General features: G+C 67.0%; 20 protein-coding genes. 11 read left to right on the top strand and 9 right to left on the bottom strand.

What is annotated here, in order from left to right:
• Positions 1-45: 45 nt before the first annotated feature.
• Complete coding sequence (locus tag FM113_RS00180) at positions 46-948, bottom strand: S9 family peptidase (protein WP_087010310.1); 903 nt, start codon at positions 946-948, stop codon at positions 46-48.
• Positions 949-1,020: 72 nt separating this feature from the next.
• Between FM113_RS00180 and FM113_RS00175 the strand changes: the two genes are divergently transcribed.
• Positions 1,021-1,698 carry a TetR/AcrR family transcriptional regulator gene (locus FM113_RS00175; RefSeq protein WP_087010506.1) on the top strand — a complete coding sequence of 226 codons (678 nt, stop codon included), beginning with the start codon at positions 1,021-1,023 and terminating at the stop codon, positions 1,696-1,698.
• A gap of 16 nt (positions 1,699-1,714) precedes the next feature.
• On the opposite strand, the gene FM113_RS00170 is transcribed toward FM113_RS00175, so the two are convergent.
• Entirely contained in the window at positions 1,715-3,064 is a 1,350-nt protein-coding gene (locus FM113_RS00170; protein WP_087010309.1) for a hypothetical protein, read from the bottom strand.
• Between the two features lie 325 nt (positions 3,065-3,389).
• On the opposite strand from FM113_RS00170, the gene FM113_RS00165 reads away from it, so the two are divergent.
• The 4 genes from FM113_RS00165 (at position 3,390) to FM113_RS00150 (ending at position 8,043) form a co-directional block, all read left to right on the top strand.
• Positions 3,390-3,938 (top strand): hypothetical protein, encoded by a 549-nt coding sequence (locus FM113_RS00165; RefSeq protein ID WP_140393250.1) that lies wholly within the window; start codon positions 3,390-3,392, stop codon positions 3,936-3,938.
• A gap of 175 nt (positions 3,939-4,113) precedes the next feature.
• Entirely contained in the window at positions 4,114-4,662 is a 549-nt protein-coding gene (locus tag FM113_RS00160) for a S24/S26 family peptidase (protein WP_176387016.1), read from the top strand.
• An 11-nt stretch (positions 4,663-4,673) separates the two neighbouring features.
• Entirely contained in the window at positions 4,674-5,369 is a 696-nt protein-coding gene (locus tag FM113_RS00155; RefSeq protein WP_087010306.1) for a hypothetical protein, read from the top strand.
• A complete protein-coding gene (locus tag FM113_RS00150) occupies positions 5,326-8,043 on the top strand; it encodes a LuxR C-terminal-related transcriptional regulator (RefSeq protein ID WP_087010305.1) in 2,718 nt (905 codons plus the stop codon). Before FM113_RS00155 ends, FM113_RS00150 begins: the two co-directional genes overlap by 44 nt.
• Positions 8,044-8,438: 395 nt before the next feature.
• On the opposite strand, the gene FM113_RS00145 is transcribed toward FM113_RS00150, so the two are convergent.
• Both FM113_RS00145 and FM113_RS00140 read right to left on the bottom strand, forming a co-directional pair.
• On the bottom strand, positions 8,439-8,720 hold the full coding sequence (locus FM113_RS00145; RefSeq protein ID WP_087010304.1) for a hypothetical protein: 282 nt from the start codon (positions 8,718-8,720) through the stop codon (positions 8,439-8,441).
• Positions 8,721-8,777: 57 nt separating this feature from the next.
• Positions 8,778-9,362: a TetR/AcrR family transcriptional regulator gene (locus FM113_RS00140; RefSeq protein ID WP_217895927.1), complete on the bottom strand. Its 585-nt coding sequence runs from the start codon at positions 9,360-9,362 to the stop codon at positions 8,778-8,780.
• A gap of 91 nt (positions 9,363-9,453) precedes the next feature.
• Between FM113_RS00140 and FM113_RS00135 the strand changes: the two genes are divergently transcribed.
• Both FM113_RS00135 and FM113_RS00130 read left to right on the top strand, forming a co-directional pair.
• Positions 9,454-9,846: a DUF1304 domain-containing protein gene (locus FM113_RS00135; RefSeq protein ID WP_087010302.1), complete on the top strand. Its 393-nt coding sequence runs from the start codon at positions 9,454-9,456 to the stop codon at positions 9,844-9,846.
• A 57-nt stretch (positions 9,847-9,903) separates the two neighbouring features.
• Positions 9,904-10,938: an NADP-dependent oxidoreductase gene (locus tag FM113_RS00130; RefSeq protein WP_087010301.1), complete on the top strand. Its 1,035-nt coding sequence runs from the start codon at positions 9,904-9,906 to the stop codon at positions 10,936-10,938.
• An 81-nt stretch (positions 10,939-11,019) separates the two neighbouring features.
• On the opposite strand, the gene aztD is transcribed toward FM113_RS00130, so the two are convergent.
• The 4 genes from aztD to aztB are packed head-to-tail and all read right to left on the bottom strand — an operon-like array spanning position 11,020 to position 15,442.
• Entirely contained in the window at positions 11,020-12,270 is a 1,251-nt protein-coding gene (aztD, locus tag FM113_RS00125) for a zinc metallochaperone AztD (protein WP_254908788.1), read from the bottom strand.
• A 51-nt stretch (positions 12,271-12,321) separates the two neighbouring features.
• Positions 12,322-13,317: a metal ABC transporter substrate-binding protein gene (locus tag FM113_RS00120; RefSeq protein ID WP_087010300.1), complete on the bottom strand. Its 996-nt coding sequence runs from the start codon at positions 13,315-13,317 to the stop codon at positions 12,322-12,324.
• Positions 13,314-14,579 carry a hypothetical protein gene (locus FM113_RS00115; protein WP_087010299.1) on the bottom strand — a complete coding sequence of 422 codons (1,266 nt, stop codon included), beginning with the start codon at positions 14,577-14,579 and terminating at the stop codon, positions 13,314-13,316. The genes FM113_RS00120 and FM113_RS00115 overlap by 4 nt, the downstream gene beginning before the upstream one ends.
• Positions 14,576-15,442, bottom strand: coding sequence for a zinc ABC transporter permease AztB (gene aztB / locus FM113_RS00110; RefSeq protein ID WP_087010298.1), 867 nt, complete (start codon positions 15,440-15,442; stop codon positions 14,576-14,578). Before aztB ends, FM113_RS00115 begins: the two co-directional genes overlap by 4 nt.
• A gap of 55 nt (positions 15,443-15,497) precedes the next feature.
• On the opposite strand from aztB, the gene FM113_RS00105 reads away from it, so the two are divergent.
• From FM113_RS00105 to FM113_RS00090, 4 genes are read left to right on the top strand one after another with little or no spacing between them, the layout of a single operon-like run.
• Positions 15,498-16,163, top strand: a complete 666-nt coding sequence (locus FM113_RS00105; RefSeq protein ID WP_254908787.1) for an ATP-binding cassette domain-containing protein — start codon at positions 15,498-15,500, stop codon at positions 16,161-16,163.
• Entirely contained in the window at positions 16,160-17,179 is a 1,020-nt protein-coding gene (locus FM113_RS00100; protein WP_254908786.1) for a permease, read from the top strand. The genes FM113_RS00105 and FM113_RS00100 overlap by 4 nt, the downstream gene beginning before the upstream one ends.
• Positions 17,169-17,915, top strand: coding sequence for a TIGR03943 family protein (locus FM113_RS00095; protein WP_176387015.1), 747 nt, complete (start codon positions 17,169-17,171; stop codon positions 17,913-17,915). Before FM113_RS00100 ends, FM113_RS00095 begins: the two co-directional genes overlap by 11 nt.
• Positions 17,905-19,143: a hypothetical protein gene (locus FM113_RS00090; protein WP_087010295.1), complete on the top strand. Its 1,239-nt coding sequence runs from the start codon at positions 17,905-17,907 to the stop codon at positions 19,141-19,143. The genes FM113_RS00095 and FM113_RS00090 overlap by 11 nt, the downstream gene beginning before the upstream one ends.
• 10 nt (positions 19,144-19,153) lie before the next feature.
• Here FM113_RS00090 and FM113_RS00085 read toward each other — a convergent pair whose 3' ends face one another.
• Positions 19,154-20,650, bottom strand: a complete 1,497-nt coding sequence (locus FM113_RS00085) for a glycosyltransferase family 2 protein (RefSeq protein ID WP_254908785.1) — start codon at positions 20,648-20,650, stop codon at positions 19,154-19,156.
• Positions 20,651-20,880: the final 230 nt, after the last annotated feature.

The raw sequence follows: 20,880 nt of genomic DNA, 5'->3' as shown, positions 1-20,880 counted from the left end.
CTCCCACACTCCCACCGGGTGGGTCCGGCCGCCCGACCGGACGGATCAGGATCCCGACGGATCGTCCGGGGTCGCGTGATCCTGCGCTGCAGCTGTCACAAACTCGGCGAGCGCGGTCACCACAGGTTCCGCCGCGAGGATCCGGCTGTGCCCGAGCCCCGAGGTGCGGAGAAGCTGCGCCCGCTCGCCGTGCGCCTCTCGGAGACGCAGGGCCTCGCTGTCGGGGATTCGGCGATCCTGCTTGTCATGGACGATCAGTAGTCGGGTGGATTCCGACAGTGGGTGCGCGGCGGCGTCGTAGCGATCGAGCAGCGTCGCCTGGGTCTCGTCGACTCGGGCGGCGAATCGCCGTGTGAGGTGCGGGCGGGCGGTCTCGGGGAGCGCTAGCTCGTCCGCGAACTCAGTGAGAATCCGGCCTGGGTTTGTGGGAGCCGAAACCACCGCGACCGCCGGCGTGGGGGCAAGCTCCCTGGCTGCAGTCAGCGCGGCGAGGCCTCCCAGTGAGTGCCCCACGATGGCATCGAAGCCGCCATCGCGCTCGTGGAGCTGCCCGGCCGCTGCCACCCAGTCTCGGAGATCTGTGGTGCGCCCCGGCGAGGTGCCGTGGGCGGGTGCATCGAATGAGACCACACGCATTCCCGCGGCGGTGAGCTGCGCAATAAGCGGCGCGAACTGCGTTGCGCGGCCGCGCCAGCCGTGGAGGAGGAGCACGCTCCGATCCCCGGAGCCCCACGCATAGGTGGTGATGGGCCGGCCTCGCACGATAAGCGAGCCCGTGTCAGCGTTGCGCTCAGTTGCCGCGGCGAGCGGGCTCGAAACGCCCAGTGGCATTGGTGGTGCGGCAAGGAACAGTACCGGTAACGCCGCGCGGGCACCGAGTGCGGGGGAGAGGCTTGCCGCGGTGCGGATGCCGCCACGGATCGCGGTCTCAAGAATGCTGGTGGCCACAGTGCTCCTTTGGATCCGGGCGCGATGACGCCACCCACACAGTATACGCACGATCGTGCGTATACTGTGTGCATGACTGGATCGCGTGCAATCGACGGGCGCCGCGCACGCGGCGATGCCACCCGTCGAGTCGTGCTCGCGGAAGCGACGCAGCTTGTATCCGTGCAGGGGCTCGACGGGCTCACCATCGGGGCACTCGCAGAGCGATCCGGACACCGGAAGAGCAGCATCGCGACCCTGTTTGGTGGGAAAGAAGGACTCCAACTCGCGACAGTTACCGCGGCCCGCACGGTCTTCGTGAGTGCGGTGATCGAGCCGGCGCGCGCACATCCGCGAGGCACGAAACGGCTCGCGGAACTCCTCGCCAACGTCCTGGAATACTCACGTGATCGAGTGTTCGCGGGCGGCTGCTTCTTCGCGGCGACGGCCGCGGACGTAGACTCGAAGCCCGGTGCCGTCAATGACGCCGTCCGCGCGGTGCTGCAGGAATGGTATGGCTATGTCGAAGCGCAGATTCGGCACGCTGTCGCAGCCGAAGAGCTTGCCGTACCGGAGCCGCAGCAGGCGCGCCTGGCGTTCCACCTGATCGCGCTTGAGGAGCAAGCGAATTCGAGATCGCTGCTCTTCGCAGACCCGGTACCGTACGCCTTCGCCGCAGGCGCGAGTGCTGACCTCCTGGCGGCAGCCGGAGCCCTCCCTGCCGCACTTGAGCGCTTACGCGCGCTCGCGGAGGGGCGAGCGCAGGCGTGAAGGCGCATCGGTAGACCTAATCTTGGGTGGAGCCCGCACTCGGAACGGCGTCGGAAGGCTCTGCAGCTGGCACCTCCGACGCGGGACGCCGCAGCAGCTCGACGAGTACGAGTCCGGCAATCACCCCGACCGTGACCCACGCAACTGTCGGAGCGTTGACCGGACGCGCCAAGAAAATTATGAGCACGCCGGCGGCGGCCAGGAGAAGGAAAATGCTGCTGCGGAATCGATCCAGCACGCTGCCGACCGCCCCCGTGCTCACCCCGTGCGCCGCGTACGCGGCGCGCACCCGCGCAAAGCCCGAGCTGAGCGCACTGCGCAACGCAATCGCGCCGCGTGACGGACCGAGCAGCAACGCTGTGACGCCGATAAGTGCGGCGGCAAATGCGAGCGCCGCCAAGGTTGCACGAAGAGAAGCGGTCAGTTGAGTGCTCAGCGCAGAAGCGGTGGAGAGCGGCATGATGCCGGGGCTCACTGCGGCCTCAAAATATGCAGCCCCAAAGCTCAATGCCCCGGCGAGCAGGAGGAACGCAGCGACGAGGCCGATACTCGTGCGGGCGAGCGCGCGCGTGCGTCGACGCGCGAGCGCAATTCCTCCGACAAGGAGCCCGAGCGCTACCCACGGGAGCCAGGCACCGACGGCCACCGCCGATGTATAACCGAGCTGGGCGCCGACAAGCGCGTCTGAGGTCGTGAGCGGGATCGACGCGTGAGTACTGGGGATCATCGAGGCGAAATCCATCCCCCTCGCCTCGAGCTGGGCCTTCACCTCGTCAACGATCACTCCAGCTTCGAGCGCGAGGGTCCCGGTGTCGCGGTCAAGAGTAAGAAGCCCGTGGGTGTTCCCCTGCATGAGCGCCACTGTGGCCCGGTGGGTCTGTGTGAGTGCGAGTTGCCATGTCCCCGCAAACGCATCCGACGCGACGGTGTCGTCGATGGCGGTCGCGACGACCGACCGCATGCCCTGTGCGGCGGGGACGGTGAGGAGCGTGAGCGCTGCGTTCGCCTCCTGCGGGAGCCCCAGGTTCGTCAGCCCGCTAACGACCGAATCGACAATCCCGTCGAAATCGACCTGGGCATCGACGGCAGTCATGACCTCATCGCTGAGAAACCCCTGCACCGCAGGATCCGTAGCGAGCGGTGCCAGAGTCGCGACGAAGCGCTCCGTATCGACGAGTTCGACGCGCACCCAGGACCCGAGGACGGCCACTGGTGCGAGTACGACCGCGAGCGTGAGCGCGAGTGCGGAGAGGACGCTTCTCCCCACACGCCGTGGCTGTGCTTGAGCGCGCAGCTTTCGGTTCTCGCGTTCGAGTTCCCGCAAGCGCTGTTCGTGGACTGCGGGGAGGGGTGACGCCGCGCTCATTCGAGGCTCCTTCGGGATGTGATCAGGGGAATAGGCCCCGCCGCACAGAGCCGCAGAGTGATTGGTCCCCATCATGCCCGATCTGAAACCGGTGGCAGGCGCGGCGCGCGAGCGAAGCAGGGCGCCAGCGCACGGAGAGGGCTGAGCTCGGGAGACGTAGGCCCCCGCCCCGCACGCGTAGATCCCCGAGGATGCCCACGCAGATCAGGGCGGGAACCCTGGGGGCGGGCCTGCGGGCCGGTTGACTCGGTCTCGAGAACACCACAGCGGCTCGCCAACACGGCAGGCCCGATCTCACCTCACTCCGATGAAAGGTATGGACCTCATGGCTCCGAAGTCAACGAAGAAGAAGCTTGCAATTGCGGGCGGTTCGCTGCTCCTGATCGCTGGCGTCACGGTCGGCGGTGCGCTGGTGACTGCGAACAGCACGATCTTCAATAACGTGTTCGCTGCAGAGATCACCGAAACCCCGGCTGATGGCGAGCTCGTCGTGACCGGTGCTCCCATGACCAACACCTTCACGGGTGCGATGGACGGCGAAGTTGTGACGGGGTACTACACCGCGACAAACACCTCCGACACGTCCACGTTGACCGTCGCGGTTGGGTCCAAGCTGCAGCCCGGCGGGACGCAGGCCGCAGAGCTCGCACAGCAGCTCGATACCCGGGTTGCGATCAACGACGGGTCGCTCATCTCCTCTGGCAAGCTCAGCAGCATGCAGCTTGCGGGCGGCGAAAGCTTCGAACTTGCTCCCGGAGCGAGCGCCAAGGTCCGTGTGGATGTCTTCGTCGCTGACGCAGAGGACTTCCGTGCGCAGGGGCTGGACGGTGCCACGGTCACCGCAGACTACCTGTTCAACAGTATCGCCAAGTAAGCCCCGCCACCGGTTCCCCGCCGGTGCCCCCAGCCGGTTCCCCGCCGGCACCCCAGGCCGGCCCCCATCGGCCTGGCGCGCCGCCGCTCACTCCCCACGAGCGGCGGCGCACCGCTTCTGGCCCGGATCACGGTCCGTCGTCCCTCGTCCCTCCGTCCCCACTGGGAGTCCCGCCATGCGCATCATCATTCTGGTTCTTCGACTTGTCGCAAGCCTGGCGCTCGCGGTGCTGGCCATCCCCTTCGCCTGGGGACTCGTCAGCGGCGACTACTACATGACCGTGACGGGCGTCTCGATGAAGCCCACATACGAAATCGGCGACGTGCTTGTTGTGCAGTCTCCGCGCGGAAACGAGCTCACGCAGACGGGCCGGCCGGTGATCGTGTCGTTCACGCCTGGAGATCGGGAGGACCAGTACGTCCACCGGGTGCACCACCTCGTCGAGGGTGGGGCCGTGCTGAAGGGCGACGGCAACGAGATTTCCGATCCGCTTCCGGTGGCGCAGGACCAGGTGCTCGGCACGCCGCGAGTAGCGCTTCAGGGAAACTGGGCGTTGCTGTTCCACCTCACCGAGTCATGGATTGTGCGTGCGGGTGTCGGCGTCGTGTTCCTCGGTGCACTTTTTCTGCCAAGCCGCCGGGGTTCGACTCGGGAACAGGCGAACGAACCGGAGACTGTGCACGCTCCCGCAGCCGAGCTCATCGGCGTCTCGGACGCACCATGAAGTCAGGGAGCGTGATTCGGCACCGAATTCCGGGCCGGCGCACGCGCTGGGCTCGCGCTGCCGCCCTCGCTGCGACGATCACGACGGCACTGCTGTGCACAGGGCCAGCCGCGCACGCGCTTTCGCACTACGCTGAGGGCGTGTGGGAACCGAGCAACGCGGTGCGGGATCCAGCCCCGACGCTGATCGTCTCTCCGGCCTCCTCGTTGTTTTCTGCGACCCTGCACCCCGGAGAAGAAGTGATTGCCCCCGCCACGCTTCACAACCGCTCGTCTCGGGAGCTTGCGGTGGGTCTCACACCGGTTCTCGTCTCCGGGGAGGGACATGATCGAGCCGCCGCTGCGCTCACCATTGCGACACTCCGGAACTCAGCATGCACGCCCACGACGATGGCGTCGGTTGCTGGGGTGCCGCTGCGCGGTGCGCCGAATCTCGCTCAGGGCACGCTCGAGGCTGGCGAGTCCACGTCGGTGTGTATCAAGGTTTCCTACCCCGTCGAACACGCGCTCAGCGACGCAGCGGTCGCCGTCGTCGATCTCGCGTTTTCCGCAGTGGAGCGCGAACTCCCGGAACCGCGTGGCGGCCTCGTGTCTACGGGGCAGACCGCCCACTTGTCGGTGATCGCTGGTGTCGGCGCGGCGGTGCTTCTCGTGGGCGGGAGCTGTGCGCTGCATCGCGGTCGCCGCCACTTCGGCCGACGTGGTTGACTCGGCGCTCGGCCCGCAGCGACGAGGCGCACTACGCTATGACTACCGCGGGGAAGCTGCGTCGATGTTCGATCGCGAGCATTCGCGACAGCCCCTGTTTGCAAAGGGGGAACAGCTGATGGTTGCTCGGAGCGTGCACGTCCAACGCATCGTCCGGTACGTTATCGACGGTACATCTGTATCCGTTGTGGGTCAGCACTGGTCGGGGCGTACCGAGCTCCTGACACAGGTCGCTGCTGCGCTCAAGGGAATCGGGCTTGCGCTTGTACAACTGCGTGGCATTGAGCACGCCGCACCGCTCGAAGCGTTTCGCGCGGCGATGCCGGTGGCCCAGCCGCAGCGACGCGGCGATTCGGATCTGATGAGCGAACTGCCCCGCCACGTCACCCGTTTGCTCAGTGAGGGGCCCGCGGCAGTCCTCGTCGACGACATTGATTTGCTCGACGAGGCCTCCTGGGTGCTCCTGGAGCAGGTCCACAAGGTGACCGGGGTCCCCATCGTCGCGACCGCGGAGTCGCGCGGGGACATTGATCCGGACGAACGCCTCCTGATTCGGAAAGCGCACCCCGTGGTCAAATTGACGCTTGAAGAGATGCGGCTCGACGCCACACATGATCTCCTGGAAACCCGTCTCGCCGACCGAGTCGCACCCTCACTGAGCGGGCGGATACACATGAAGTCGGGGGGCTTGCCAGGATTCGCGGTTGCATTTGCCGACACTGCACAGCGCAATGGTCGAGTGCGGAAGCAAGGCGGGGTGTGGCGTGACGGTCCGGAACTGTGGTCAGAAGAGCTGGAGGGGCCGTTTGAGTCGCTCCTATTCCGGTACCCAGAGGACATCCGCGAATCCCTGGAGATGCTCGTGATGACCGGGCCGCTGCCTCTTGACGATGCGGCTCGACTGATCGGCCAGGCCCAGCTTGAACGGCTCGAAGGTCGTGGACTCGTGCGAATGTTTACCGCCGGATCGAGCCCTCGAATTACCGTCAACCCGCCCGGAATTAGCGACTACTTTCGGCATCGCCCACCATCCGTGCGTGCTGTGCGGCTGCGACAGCAGATCACCGAGACGCTGGGGGACCAGGCGGGGCATCGGCTTGCGGAGCCGTCCGAAGCGCCCAGGCCATTCGCGGACGTGATCCCGCAACTCGAGATCCCGCTCCTCGCCCGGGCCTTCCGTGATGCCTACGAAACGAGTTTGACCCGAAGCTGGAACGCGTGGCTAGCGGAGCCTGACATAGCGCGGGCGATTGCGGCCTTGGAACTGCGCCTCACCGGGGATTCTCCGGAGGGAGAAGTCGCAAGGATCCTTGCAGAGACGCCGCGGACGGGAGCGTCCCGCACACACCTCTTGTACTTCCGCTATCTTCATGCGCGGTGGCTCGTCACCCATGAGGCACCAGTGGCTGAGATCGTTGAGGCGCTGCGGGGTGACGGCGATCTGGGGCACCCTCACGCAATTGCGGCGTTCGAGCTGGGCTTTGCGGCTGAGCACACCGGAATCACTCCCGCAGCGCTCAGCAGTATCGAGGAGCTTGCGAAGCAGCCTGGCCTTGACGGCCAAGTTGCCAGTCTCATATTGATTGCGATGCACTCACTCGGTGGGCGGCCCGAGCGCGCGCTCGCGCAGGTCGCGCAGTTGGACGAATCGATTACGTGGGTGGCACGCTTCGCGGCACCGCTGCGTGGCCTCGCGCTTGTCACGGCGGGACAGCCGCATGCGGCGTTGGAATGGGCGTCCAAGCAACTCACGGTCGCACGTGAACGGCTGGACCGCTCGGCGATGGTCGCTCAGGCGTATGTTGCGGTGATGGCACTCCTCACCATGAGCCGATACGCTGACGCGACGTCTGCGGGAAGCATTGTTGCGAGTGGCCAGTTCCAAGCGGGCAATCTCCTGTTCGGACCCGATCGGGCACTGATGAACGCTCTCGCAATCGCCGCGGCTCGAAGCGGCCGAGTGGGATCGGTGAGCACGTTGCTTGAGCGCGGCACCTTCTACCGTGGGCGCAGCGACGCGTTGCCCATGGGAGCCGAAGGATTCCCTGACGCGCTCCTGACTGAACTTGACGAAAACGCTGAAGCCACGGGTGCCGCCTATCGCCTTCTTGCGCGGGGGCTGCATGCCCGGGGCTATTCGTTTTCGGCAGCGGGCTCGGAAATGCTGGCCATGCTTGCGGATTTCAGAGTGTCTGAGGCGGAAGCGAAACGCGAACTTCTCGCTCCAATGGGGGAATCGATCTTTCTTGCCTACCTTGACGCGCGGCTGGCACAGCACCGACGCGATCCGGGCGCGCTCGTTGACGCCGCGCGGTGGCTGCGCCGCGAGCACGCCAACGATTCCGCGCTGAAACACTTCACCGCGGCCGCACGGATGTATCGCGACGAGGGACGCGAAACCCAGGCATCTGAGGTCCGCGAGGAGATTGCCGCGCTGATGGCGTCGGAGGATCCGGCGACGGACACCGCGATCGTGCAGTTGGAATCGAGTCTCGGCTTTACGCAGCGCGAGCGCGAGATCATCGACCTTGTTGCGGACGGCCTCAACAACCCGGCGATCGCGACCGAACTGAGCCTGTCCGTGCGCACTGTTGAAACGCACCTTCGCAACATCCGACGGAAGTCGGGGGCGCTGGAACGCACGGAGATCGGCGACTACGCGAGTGGGCGTTGACGCGTAGAAAGCCGCCCGGCGCTGCGCGTAGGTTGATTGTGCCCGCCATGTAGCCTGCGGACACCTGCGCCGGGGGCCGGAGCGGCAACGACTGAACGCGCCACGGTCCGGACCGGGAAACCGTGACGTTTGCCTTCGTGCCCGAGACCGGAACCACGATCGACCCGCGCGCCAGTGACGCGGTCACGGCGGAATTTCCTTTGCGCGCGGGTGCGACCAGGAAAACTTCCTGAAGCCGAGGCTTCTCAGCAGTGGCCCCAGACGTGCTCGCGGAGGTTGAACTCACGATCCGTGGCGCGCTCTCGCTTTCGGAGCGGTTGAGAAGCCCCTATCTGAGCGCAGAAACTGTGTTTTCTGCGGCGTGGCATGTCACCGAGTTCTCTGGGTTGCGGCGCTCAGTTCCCGACAGTGCGGAAGACGCCAAGGTTTTCGAGCCTGAGGGTTCCGACGACTCCGGTGGCTCTATCGATTCCGATGTTGCTGAAGGCTCGGAACATCCCGAAGATGTCGACCTGCAAGAGGGTCAGGACTGTGCTCCTGAGGAACCGGAAGATGATTTCGGCGAGGGCGATGAAACGTTCGGAGACGCGGGATCCGATCCAAACGGGTCGGATCAAACGGGCGACGACGTGACAATCCCTCACCTCGCGGCCTTGGTCGCTGCGGCCGGTGTCCACGCCCGGATGGGACCGGGCTCGTGCGGATCGTCGCCCGCTGAAGTCTGGTCGGACACGTTATTCGCTCGCGGCGATGAGTTCGAGCGCGGTCGTGAGCGCCCGTGCCGCCTCGGCGCCTGAGACGCGCACAAGCGCGAACGCCGCCACCACCTGGCCCGTGCATGCGTGTGCCAGGCGATCGATTGTCGCGGGCTCGCGTTCGGGCAGGCGGGCGCTGATCCCGTGCCGGATCGCGGCAAAGAGCTCTGCGCGGTATGCCGCGATCGTCGCGGCGACAACCGGGTCGTTTGCGATGGGGGAGCCCGCTGTGTTGATGAGGAGGCACCCGCCCAGTGCCGGGAGCGAGTCGGGCCGAGCGAGTGCGTCACGGAGGCCGGCGAGGTAGGTGTCAATCGCGTCCGGCGTTGTGGGGTCGGCGTTGAGTGGCTGCAGCCGGGGGCGCACCACGCGGTCGAGGTAGAACTGCACCGCGGCGTCGAAAAGTCCACGCTTTGAGCCGAATGTGTTGTACATGCTGGAGCGGCTCAGGCCCGTGGCGCGCTCAAGATCCGGAATGGATGCGGCTTCAAAGCCGACGCGCCAGAACACGTCGAGGGCGGCGTGTACAGCCGTATTGCGATCGAATGCTGGGGTTCGCGCCACAATTCCTCTTTCCGTAACGACCAGTTCAGTATATATTGGAATAGTCATTACAGAAAGGGTCGCATAGCGGCCATGTTCCAGAGGGGGCGCAATGCTCATCACCGGTCTTGTCCTTGCGGCGCTCGCCGCGGTGCTTCACGTGTTCATTTTCTACTTGGAATCGATCGCGTGGCTCAGCCCCCGCGCTCGCGCCACATTCGGAACCTCGCAGAGCGTGGCCGCAGCCACGAAGGAGCTTGCCTTCAACCAGGGTTTCTACAACCTGTTTCTCGCGATCGCGGTGGGACTCGGCATCGGTGTTACCGCGGCGGGATCACCGGCCGTGGGCCTCACGCTTGTGCTTACTGGTGTTGGATCGATGCTTGCCGCGAGCCTCGTATTGGTGCTCTCGAACCGCGCCCAGGCTGCGGCCGCGCTCAAGCAGGGAGTCTTGCCGCTACTGAGCACGGTGCTGCTCGCGATCGCTCTGCTCACCGCCCACTAACCGCGTGCCAGCGCGGGCTGGCACGCCCATGTTCACCCACCACCGAGGAGGTCTCGCATGACACACGACACACACGACACACACGACATCAGCACCCAGGTCCAGCTCGTCTCCCGCCCGGCCGGATGGCCAACCGCGGAAAACTTCCGCACCGTGCAGATCGAGCTGGGACCACTCCAGCCCGGGGAAATCCGTGTGCGCAACGAGTTCGTCTCTGTTGATCCCTACATGCGTGGTCGCATGAATGACGCGCGCAGCTATGTTGCACCCTACGTACTCGGGGAGACAATCCTCGGCGGTGCCGTGGGGCGCGTAGTCGCCTCGGCGGCGGAGGACGTGCCGGTGGGTGCCGCGGTGCTGCACCAGCACGGCTGGGCCGACGTGGTGCAGGGTGACGCGGCAAGGTTCCGAGTGGTGCCGGATCTCCCAGGGGTCCCCCTGTCCCTCCGACTGCACATCCTGGGGATGACGGGACTGACAGCTTACGCGGGACTCACCCGGATCGCCTCCATGCAGCCGGGGGACACGGTGTTTGTGTCGGGGGCTGCTGGCTCGGTGGGAACCGCCGTGGGGCAGATCGCGAAGCTCCTCGGGGCTGGCCGGGTCGTGGGCTCCGCGGGAACGCCGGAGAAGGTGGCGCTACTGACAGAGAAGTATGGCTTCGACGCCGCGTTCAATTACCGCGACGGCGATGTGAGTGCGCTGCTCGCGGCCGCGGCACCCGACGGGATCGACGTGTTTTTCGACAATGTGGGCGGCGATCACTTGGGGGCCGCGCTCGATGCGTTCCGCGACGGCGGCCGCGCCGCGTTGTGCGGGGCGATCTCGAGCTACAACGCGTCAGAGCCGGTTCCGGGCCCCTCGAACCTCGCGAACATCATTACTCGCGCACTGCGCCTCGAAGGCTTCACTATCGGTCAGCACCTTGACCTCGCCCCCGAATTCCAAGGCCGGATGGCCGAGTGGATGGGGCAGGGGAACATCGTGTACGACGAGACGATCGTGGACGGGATCGAGCACACTGTCGACGCGTTCTTGGACATGCTACGCGGGGCGAACACCGGCAAGATGCTGGTGCGCGTCGGCGCGTAGCGCGTCGGAACGCGTCTGACTGCGACGGGGTGGTGGGTGCGGCACGCCTGAGTGTGCTGCACCCACCACCCGGGGTGATCATTATCCGAGCGCGACCGCGATCTCGTTCGGGGCGTCCGGGAGCGTGACGCTCGCGAGGGTCGTGCCCGTCGTGAGGTCTACCGCGTGCACGGCGCGGCTCGCTGGTTCCGTGACGTAGGCGATATCGCCGTCTGCGACGATCGTCGGGTGCGCATCCTGCCAGTCAGCAGGGCCCGTCCACGGGTCAATAACGGGGAACGTGTCCACGATCTTTCCCGACGCGGCATCGAGCACGTGGATGGAGCCGTCCGTCGAGAGGATGTAGGCGTGGCCCTTCGGCCCGCGCACAACGTCGCGGTAGGTGTACCGCACGTCGTCCGGCAGCTCGGCGACCCGCAGTGTCTTGGCCTCGGTATCGATGAGGGTGACCGCCTCGAGGAGGTAACCTTCGGCGTCCGGATCATTCTTGTAGTCGCCGACCACAAGTGGGCTCTCCTCCGACACAAACGCGTTGCCCATCCGGCCATAGGCGTCGGGAGCCGGGAGCTTGGTGAACTTCCCGTCGGTAAAGAGGAGCGCACCGTTCTCGCAGCCGAACACGACAGCCTCGCCCTGCGCGGTGCCCTCTCCGTGAATTCCGGGGCAGTCGTGTGAGGTCACGTGCTCGTGCCAGTGATCGTCGTGTGCCTCAAGCGCGGCAGCACCGCTGCGCGCGTTGGCGTCGCCGACAGTGGTTAACAGTGTTCCGTCACCGAGCACGATTGATACCCCGTGGTGCGGGGCAGCTGCCTCGTGAACCTGGTTCTCCGGCATCGAAGTGTTGTCCGCGGTGAGGGCGTGTGACTCGAGCACTGTGGTGCGCCCGGTGCCGTCGTCGAACAGCACAGTGTGGCCGTCGTGGCGCACAACGTGACCCGCTGCGGTCGCGGGGAACACGAGTCCGGTGAGCTCGGCGTTTTGGGTGTCGAGTACCTCGAATCCTTGCGAGGTGGTGACAAGGAGATGGCGTCCGTCACCAAACGCGTTGAGGCGAGTGAACTCCTCAGTGTCGAGGCTGTCGACCGCGGTGAGCGTGCCATCGGCAAGTTCACTCGCGTCGAGCACCGTGATGCCGCCGGCCGTGGTGACCGCGAGGCGCTGAGTCGACGCGACTGGTGCGGCGCCCTGTGTGTTCTCCGCGCCCGTGTCGACGGAGGCGCTGCAGCCTGTGGCCAACAGTGCGAGCCCAGCGCTCGCGGCAATCGTGAGCATGAGGCGCGCCTGGCGCGGCTGGCGCGGCGCCTGTGTGCGGGGGTGTGATGCGTGGATCATTCGGTCCCTTTCTGAGGGGTGTGTGATGGGTGGCCGCTGCGCGGCCGGGGTCTAGTTGTCGAGGCCGTCTGCGATGCGTGCGGCGTTGGTGGTGAGCATTTCGGTGTAGCTCTCTGCCCCGCCGCCCGGGGGTGACAGCGACTCGGTGAACAGCTCCGCGACCTGAACCTCGATCCCGGCTTCATCGGCAAGCACCCGCATGAGTCGATCCGGCGCGGACGATTCCGCGAAGATCGTGGGGACACCCGCCTCGGTAATGGTGTCCACGAGGTCTTTCAGGTCGGCAGCGCTCGGCGCCGCGAGTGTCGTGCCGCCCGGGATCGCGGTCCCGAGGACATGAAAGTCGTAGCGCTCCGCGAGGTATGCGAACACGTGGTGGTTGGTGACGAGAGTTCGTCGTTCGGCGGGGATCGCAGCAAATCGGTCTGCGATGTCTTGGTCGAGTGCGCTGAGCTCCGCCCGATACGCGGCACCTCGCTCGGCGATCTCGGCACGGGCGGCTGGGCCAAGACCGGTGAGCGCGCCGCTCGTGAGTGTGTCGGTGAGGGCGAGGGTGACCTCCTGCATGCGCTGTGGGTCGGTCCAGAAGTGCGGATCGGGGGTCGCCGGGTCAGCGGTACTGCCGGGGCTCCTAGACCCCGCGCCCAGCGGCGTAATGTGGTCTCCGGCGACGAATACTGCACCGCCGGCTTCGGTCACTCGATCCAGATGATGTTGTACGCCCTCTTCGAGTCCGAGTCCGTTGGCGACAACGAGATCGGCCTCGTCAAGCGCCGCGGCCTCCGGAGCTGAGATCTCGAACGAGTGCGGATCTGCGCCCGGCCGCATCAGCGTCGTGACCGCTGCCGCGTCGCCCACAATATTCGCGACGACGTCGCCCAAAATGTTGGTGGTGACCACGATTGTCGGCGCGTTCGAGGCTGCGGTGTCACCTTCGACAGTGGCCGGCGCGCACCCCGTCATGGCGAGAAGCGCGCTGAGCGCGAGGCTGGTGGCGAGGCGAGCGGATCGGGTCGCCGCAGCCTGACGTTGCGGTGCCCCGCTCATCGTCCGGTCTCCGCGAGGAGGGTCGGTCCGACTGCGGGACGAAGCTCGCGGGCGATGCGTGCGGAATCCGCGAAGTCGATTTCGAACACGGTCCCAAGTTCCTGTGAGCCGAGATAGGCCCGGTTCGCATCGACAGTGAGGGAGATCGCCGGTTCGGCTGCCTGCGTGAGGTCCGCCGCGGTGAGGAGCGGTGCCGTCACAGCACGCTCGACCCCCGCGCTGAACACGCGTACGCGACCGTCCTGATCGAGCGTCACGACGTGGCCTGCCGCGTCGTCCACTGCGACCGCGCGAATGAGGGGGACATCGCTTGCTGTCCACTTCCAGCCCTGGGCGCGGGTGTCAAGGAGCCAGAATCCCGAATCTGTGCCGAGCCCGGCGACAGCGGGACGACCCTTGCGGCCCGCAAACTCCGTCGCGGGGGCAGCGCTGAGATCGGGGAGTGGGATGTGCGTGAAGTGTGGCTCTCCCGCCGCGTCGATCGTGCCCAGAACAGCCCCGTCGCTGCAGCCGATCACCACGCCGACCCGGGTCACCTGGGCACCGGATGCCGACGGGCAGGGTGCCGAGGTGGTGGCCGGGGTTCCGTCGGCGGTGAGGAAGCGTACGCGGTTGGGTCCGTTCTCGGCGTCTGCGGGGGTGTCGACCTCGGTGACAACGGCACCATCTCCCAGCGGCGCAAGGAGACCCGCGTGGGGCGTCACCTGAATACGGAATGATTCCGTGATCCGGCCCTCGGCGAGCGCTGCGTTGTCGAGGAGTACGGCTTCACCAGAGCTGGGGAAAAAGACGCCGGAGTGTCCGGCTGTGGCAAGCGGGCCACCCACGGTGGTGCCCAGGCCGCTCCCCGGTATGGTGCCGAGCAGAGCGGGCGTTCCGCGGTAGTAGTGGAAGTGGTCCCCGTGATCCCACGTCCACGCGGCGCTATCGATGATGTCGAACCCGTCTTCGCGGGCAGCGAAGACGTACCTGCCGTCGCTCGTGGCGGTGACCGGGGGAGCGATGGTGCCGAGTGACGACTCAGATCCGCTCAAGAGATCGAACAGTCCCACCGCCCCATGTGCGTCGATGGTGACGAGGTGTAACGGTGGTTCGCTGACTTCCTCGGCCCCCGCAATATCGCCGTGGTGGGAACCGGGTTCGGTCGTTGGAGGCGCGTCGGGCTGAGGGGTTGGGGCGTGCGGAGTGGCGGTCGGAGTGCACCCGATCAGGGTGAGCGCGAGGAGCGTGCCGATGGCAGCGGTGTGGGGGGTGGCGTTCATGCGTGGCTTTCCAGGGGAGTGACGGTCAGGTGTGGGCGAGGTGTGCGTCGACGAGTGGCGACGAAATGTGCCAGATGCGACGCCCCGGCGAGGGCGATCGCGCTGATCGCGATCGTGGCCCCGGCGGCAGTGGCGGCGTGCCAGGACACCGTCAGTCCGAGTGCCACCGCGGCGATGCCCGCGGCCCCGGCAAACGCCATGCGGTGCGGGATCTGGCGACTCCACGGGCTTGCGGCGACGGCGGGGCCGAGGAGAAGTGCGACGACGAGGAGTGTGCCGACGGCTTGGGCGGAAGCGACGACTGCGAGGGTGACGAGTCCGGTGAGCGCCGCTCCGGCGAGCCTGATGCGGTGCCCCAGAGCCTGTGCGATCCGCGGGTCGAAGGCGAGCGCGACGAAGGCCCGGTGCCCGGCGGCCGCGACCCCGACGGTGAGGGCCGTCGCGCTTCCGAGGAACAGGAGATCGGTGGCGGAGATCGCCAGCACGTCGCCAAAGAGTAGCGCCGTCGCGTCGGTGGCAAAGCTGCCCGAGTGCGAGACGATGACCACCCCGAGAGCCAACATGGCCACAAAAAGCAGGCCGATGCTTGTGTCGTAGGAGAGTTTGCCGCGCCGCTGGAGGGCGCCGATCAGTGCGCTCATGAGGGCCGCGGTGACGGCGCCGCCGAGCATGGGCGACACTCCTGTGAGCGTTGCGATGGCAACGCCGGGCAACATGCCGTGCCCGAGTGCCTCCCCGAGAAACGCCATGCCACGGATCACTACCCAGGTCCCGACCACGCCGCAGATGATCGCCACCAGGGCACCGCCCATGAGGGCGCGAGTGAAGAACGCGGTGCCGAGGGCGTCGAGAATCCAGTGCATGACACACGACCATACAGATAACGAGAACCATTCTCAACATGGTAGATTTCGTGACATGGAACACGACACCGCGATTCGCGCCGCCGGAATCCACGCCAGATACGGCCACACCCCTGTGCTGACAGGGATCGACCTCAGCGTGCCCTGGGGAACGGTCACCGTGATTTCCGGCCCCAACGGTGCCGGCAAATCAACACTGCTTGAGATCCTCGCCGGAGTACGCGCGCCCTACGCGGGCACCGTGCACCGGGCGAGCCCCGTGGCGCTCGTGGTGCAGCGCCCACTCGCGCCACCCGGCCTCCCGCTCACCGTGGCAGACGCGGTCACGATCGGGGCCGCACGCCCAGGGCGACGCGCCGCGCGCAGCGCCGCAACGAGTCTGGCTCGGGTGCCGCGACGAAGCCGGCGCGAAATCGCCGCAGCCGTCTCCGACGCGCTCGCCGCCGTGGACCTCGCAGGGTTCTCCGCACACGATTTCGCGAGCCTTTCGGGTGGACAACGGCAACGGGTACTCATTGCTCAGGGGCTGGCCACCGGTGCGCAGATCCTGCTGCTGGACGAGCCCGCCGCCGGCCTTGATGCGGCAAGCCGTGCGAGAACCCGGGAGATCCTTGCCGCGTCCGCCCAGCGCGGGGTTTCTGTGTGTTGCGTGAGCCACGACCCCGAAGACATCGCCGCTGCGGATCGGCTCATACGCCTCGACTCCATGGCGACGGCGTGAGGCTCCTCGCGCGGCAGCGGCCGCCAGCGTCGGTAGGCCGCACCCGCATCGCCGCGCTCGCGGTCGGGAGCGGGGCGACCATTCTCGGGCTGATCGCGCTGCGTGCGATCCTGCCGGGCGATGCGCCGTGGCTGTCCGCGGCGGCGAGCGACCTCGTCACGCTCGCCCTCGCCGTGTTTGTCGAGTCGTTGCCCTTCGTGATCCTGGGCACGCTGCTCTCCATCGCTGTGCAGGTGTGGCTCCCCGCCGGGGCACTCGAACGCCTCCTGCCTCGCCGCCCTGGGCCCCGCCGCATGGTGCTCTCGCTGTGCGGCGTTGTGCTGCCCGTCTGCGAGTGCGGCAACGTGCCGTTGGCGCGCGGCCTGATTCAGCGCGGCTTCGCACCGGCCGAGGCGATGACGTTCCTGCTCGCTGCGCCGATCCTGAACCCGGTAACGATTCTCACCACCGCCCACGCGTTCGGTTGGGACTCCTGGATTCTGATCGCGCGCATCGGTGGCGGATTTGTGATCGCGAATCTGCTCGGATGGTGGTTGAGTGCGCATCCGCAGCCGAGCGATCTGCTGGCACCCGGGTTCCGGGCGGCCTGTGAGCACGCGCACGCACCGAGTGGGAGTCGCATCTCCCGCAGCGCGGACAGCTTCCTCACGGAGCTCTCGCAGCTGATGCCGGCCCTCGCGTTGGGCTCACTGCTTGCGGGCGCGATTCAGGTGGGAGTGCCGCGCAGCGCGCTCATTGCGCTCGGCGCGCACCCGCTGTGGTCGGTGCTGGCGCTCATTGCGCTCGCGTTCGTGATCTCGCTGTGTTCCAACGTTGACGCGTTTTTCATACTCTCACTGAGCGCCGCGTTTCTGCCGGGAAGCATCGTGGCCTTCCTGCTCTTCGGCGCGATGATGGACGTGAAAATGGTGGCGCTGATGCGCACTACATTCACCGGGCGCACAATCGCCCTCCTCGCCGGGGTAATCGCTGCATGCGCTGCAGCAATCGGGTGGGGGATGAATCTTGTCGCCTAAGCCGAACCGCCGCCCCGGGCTCGTGCTGCTTGTCGCTGGCATAGCGATCACGAGTTCGCTCGCCCTGTCCGGTCGGCTGGAGTGGTACATCCACCCCCGCTCCGTCTGGTTCACCATCGTGATGGTGTCCGTCGCGGGCGTTGTCTGGTGTGCTGCCTGCGCCATGCGGGCCCGCGAGCGGACCCCGCAAGCCGGCGCACAGGACACCAGCGGCTGGCGTGGGCGGGCAGGCATGGTGCTCGCGCTGTGCTTTGCCGGGGCGGCCGTGCTGCTCCCACCCGCGACGCTGAGCCCGGAGGCCGTGGCCCAGCGCGCCACACCGGAGGGAGCGGGAATCGGAAGCGAGCTGGGATCCGGCGGCAGCAGCGATCTCGCCCAGCTTGACGACGGTGATCTCACGATCCGACAGTGGGCGCTCTTGGTGCGCGGGCCAGACTCCGGGGCTGTCACGGGGCGTGGGGCCGAGCTCCTCGGATTCATCACGCCGGATCCCGACGATCCGGAATCGCTCTTTGTCGTGACCCGGTATGCCATCACCTGCTGCGCGGTCGATGCGCAACCCGTGGGAGTGCCCGTGTACAGGCCCGGCTGGCAGGCCGAGTTCGCCGCTGGAGACTGGGTTCGGACGAACGGGGCATTCGCGCCGAACCCGAGCGTCACCAGCCGCTGGGCCGCGGTGCTCCTACCCGCGAGCGTTGAGCTCGTGCCCGAACCGGAGGATCCGTATGTCAGCTAGCCGATTCCGCGCCCGCACCGCCGGCCTCCTCAGCGTAGTGCTGCTGTGTGCAGGCGGACTGGCCGCCGCGAATGTGCTGCAACCCCCGCGCATCATCGCTGTCGAATCGCGCCCCGCGGCGCTCACCGAGACTGATGAAGCGCGGGTCACCGTCAGGCTCAGCCAGCCGGTCACCGAGGTCACGCCCGCGGACATCCGCACCGAACCCGAGGTGCCCGTTACCGTCTCCACGGATGGCACCGCGGTTGCCCTGAATCTCGGGACCCGCCTCGACTACGCCAGCACGCTGCGGCTCACGCTCGGAGTCACGAGCGCGGCGACCGGCGTGCGCGGCGAGCTCGACACCTGGCTTTCGGCACCCGATGCGCGCGTCACCACCCTGGTGCGGGGCGCCCCCGAGCAGGATCGCTTTGTCAGTGATGACCTGGTCCGCGGCGGCCGCCCGACGGAGTTTCGCCCGGGGGTGAGCATTCACGACTATGCGATGCTGCCCGATCGCTTCGTGGTTGTGCAAGATGGGGCCACGCCGGAATCCGAGCACCAGGCGCTCGGCACCTACGCGATTGCAGACGGCACCTTCCAGCCTGTCATTCGTGACACTGACGGAACACTTGCACAACTCCGGGCGGATCCGGCGGCGCTGACGTTTGGGGTCGTCGCAACTGGGCTTGTGGTCGAGGGCAAACTCCTTGATCACGCCCTTCTTGTTTTTGACGGTCGTGGCACGACGGGTGCTTCCGAGGTTGTCCGAGACGAGGGTGGTACCGCCATTTCCGTGTCTGACTGGCGTTTTGCGCCCGGACAGGGCGCGCTCGTGATCCGCGACGCCGCAGGCCAGGGCTGGCGCGCGCACCCGCTCCTGGGAGAACCGGCAACACGGATTCCGAGTGACGATCCCCTTCAGCTGCTGCTGCCCGCGCCTGACGGTGCCGTCACCGTGTCAGGCGGGGCCGAGGTGTTGCCCAGCGCCGACCGGAGCCAGGTGATCCGCCGCACCGCGGACGGCGAGCGCGTGTGGTTCTCACCGCCCGGAACCGGCAGCCGCGTGGGTGCCGTGTGCGCGGCACCCGGCGGTCGCGTCGTTGCCGTAGAGGTGACCTCGGCGGAAGGTGAGCTTGACGGGCGGCCGGGTCGACCCGGCATGACGCACACAACGACACAGTTCCGTGACGCGCGCTCCGGGATGCTGATCCGCAGCCTCATCGGCTTCGCACCACACTGGTGCTGAGCGTGCCGACTCAGGCTGACGGTAGCCGCAGCGAGGCGTTGCCCTGGCGCGTCACGTAGCAGCGATCCGAGGCGCCCGCGGTCACCGCGCCCGAGAGCGCGGTGAGGCGAACCCGCCCGCCCGAGAGCCCGTGCCCGATCCCCGCGACGGTCCACATGTCTACGCGATCCCGCCCGAAGCTCTGGAGGAGCTGATCCGACAAGAAAAAGGAGTACTCCGCGGCCCCGGACTGCGCGTCGACGCCGAGCGGGCGTCCGCTCAGCGTCGCCGAACGATTTCGGCGCCGGCCGTTGAGGATCAGCGTGGCGCTTGGGAGCCCACTCGCGAGCGCCTCGGCAAGACGGCGGCCCGCCCCGCGTACGCCTCGGTTCCCCGCAAAGGTTGTGCTCAGTCGGTCCACCGCGCGAAGCGCACTGAGCCTGGCCGAGGACGGTGGGGCGGCGGGGAAAAGCGTGGTGGCGTCCTCCGGGAGGAGCGAGACGCGAAACTCAAGGCCGTGCGCAGACTCCTCGACCCGGATAGCGCGCGCGGCGTGTGCGAGACGCGGCTCGGCCGCGATCAACGCGTCGAGCGCCGCGAGATCGCCCGTCCGGATGAGCGCGAACTTGCGCCGGTCGGTTGGATTGGAGAGCGTTGCATCGCGCGCTTCAGGCAGGAAGTCCCTAAGGAACTCCCCGTGGAGGGAAACCCAGCGCGCACGCGTCTCTGAAGACATCCGAATCCACCGCTTCGGAGCATAGAACCGGAGCCCCTTGCGCTGGAAGAACTGGAGCACGAGGCGTTCGCCGGTCTCCGCGTCCGGGCTCCCGTCGCGCAAAGTCTGCGCGATCCGGCGGCATGACGTGACATAGTCATCGGGGTCGATTGTGCGGGAGGAGATGTTCTGCCCGTCGTCGCGCAGCGCGATGAAGTAGAGCGGGTCCGCGCCGCAGAACAGAATTCGGTTCGCAAGGGTGTACGCCCGAGCCACGAAAATTCCGTCCTCAAGCCGCACCTTCTCCTCGGGGAAGGTGAGCCCGTGTCGCTCGACAAAATCCCGCCGGAACAGCTTCTGCGGAGACAGCGTCTCCATTGCTCGAGAGATCGAGATCCTGCCCTGCGGATGGCGGCTGTAAAGCGACTGCACCTGTCGGCCCCCGGTCCCCGCGAAACGCGGGATCACGATCTCGGCCGGGCCCTTCGCCGAATCCCGCTCCGCGAGCTCCACCATGCTGCGGAGTGCCTGCGGGGCCATAGTGTCGTCGGCATCCATGAAAAACAGGTACTCGCCGGTGGCGCGTTCGATGCCGCGGTTGCGCGGATGCCCGGGCCAGCCGCTGTTCTCCTGGTGTAGCACCTGGACGCGCGGATCTAGTGCGGCGAAGCGGTCGAGTTCCGCTCCTGACCCGTCGGTTGAACCGTCGTTGACCACGATGATTTCGAGTTCGGGGAGATCCTGCGCGAGTACCGACTCCAGTGCGCCCGTGAGGTACGGCATGGCGTTGTACACGGGAACAATCACGCTCACGCGGGGGAGGGAAAGGGAATGCATCGGGTGGTCCGTCCTGCTCGGCACGGAGGCGGCCCCTCCTGCAGCATCAATGAGCGTACTCGCGGGAGCATGAGGGTCCGCTGAGGGGGACGGCTGGCTCAGGGGGCACCAAGCCCGCGCGAGACGCCAATTTTGCACCTTTCTCTGCCGCGCAAGGTGCGAAATTGAGGTCTCGGCGGTGGGGTGGGCAAGGTGGATGGAGGGGC

The organism is Leucobacter sp. 7(1), from assembly GCF_900163635.1.
GTDB lineage: Bacteria > Actinomycetota > Actinomycetes > Actinomycetales > Microbacteriaceae > Leucobacter.
This window is presented reverse-complemented; position numbering and strand designations above follow the sequence as displayed.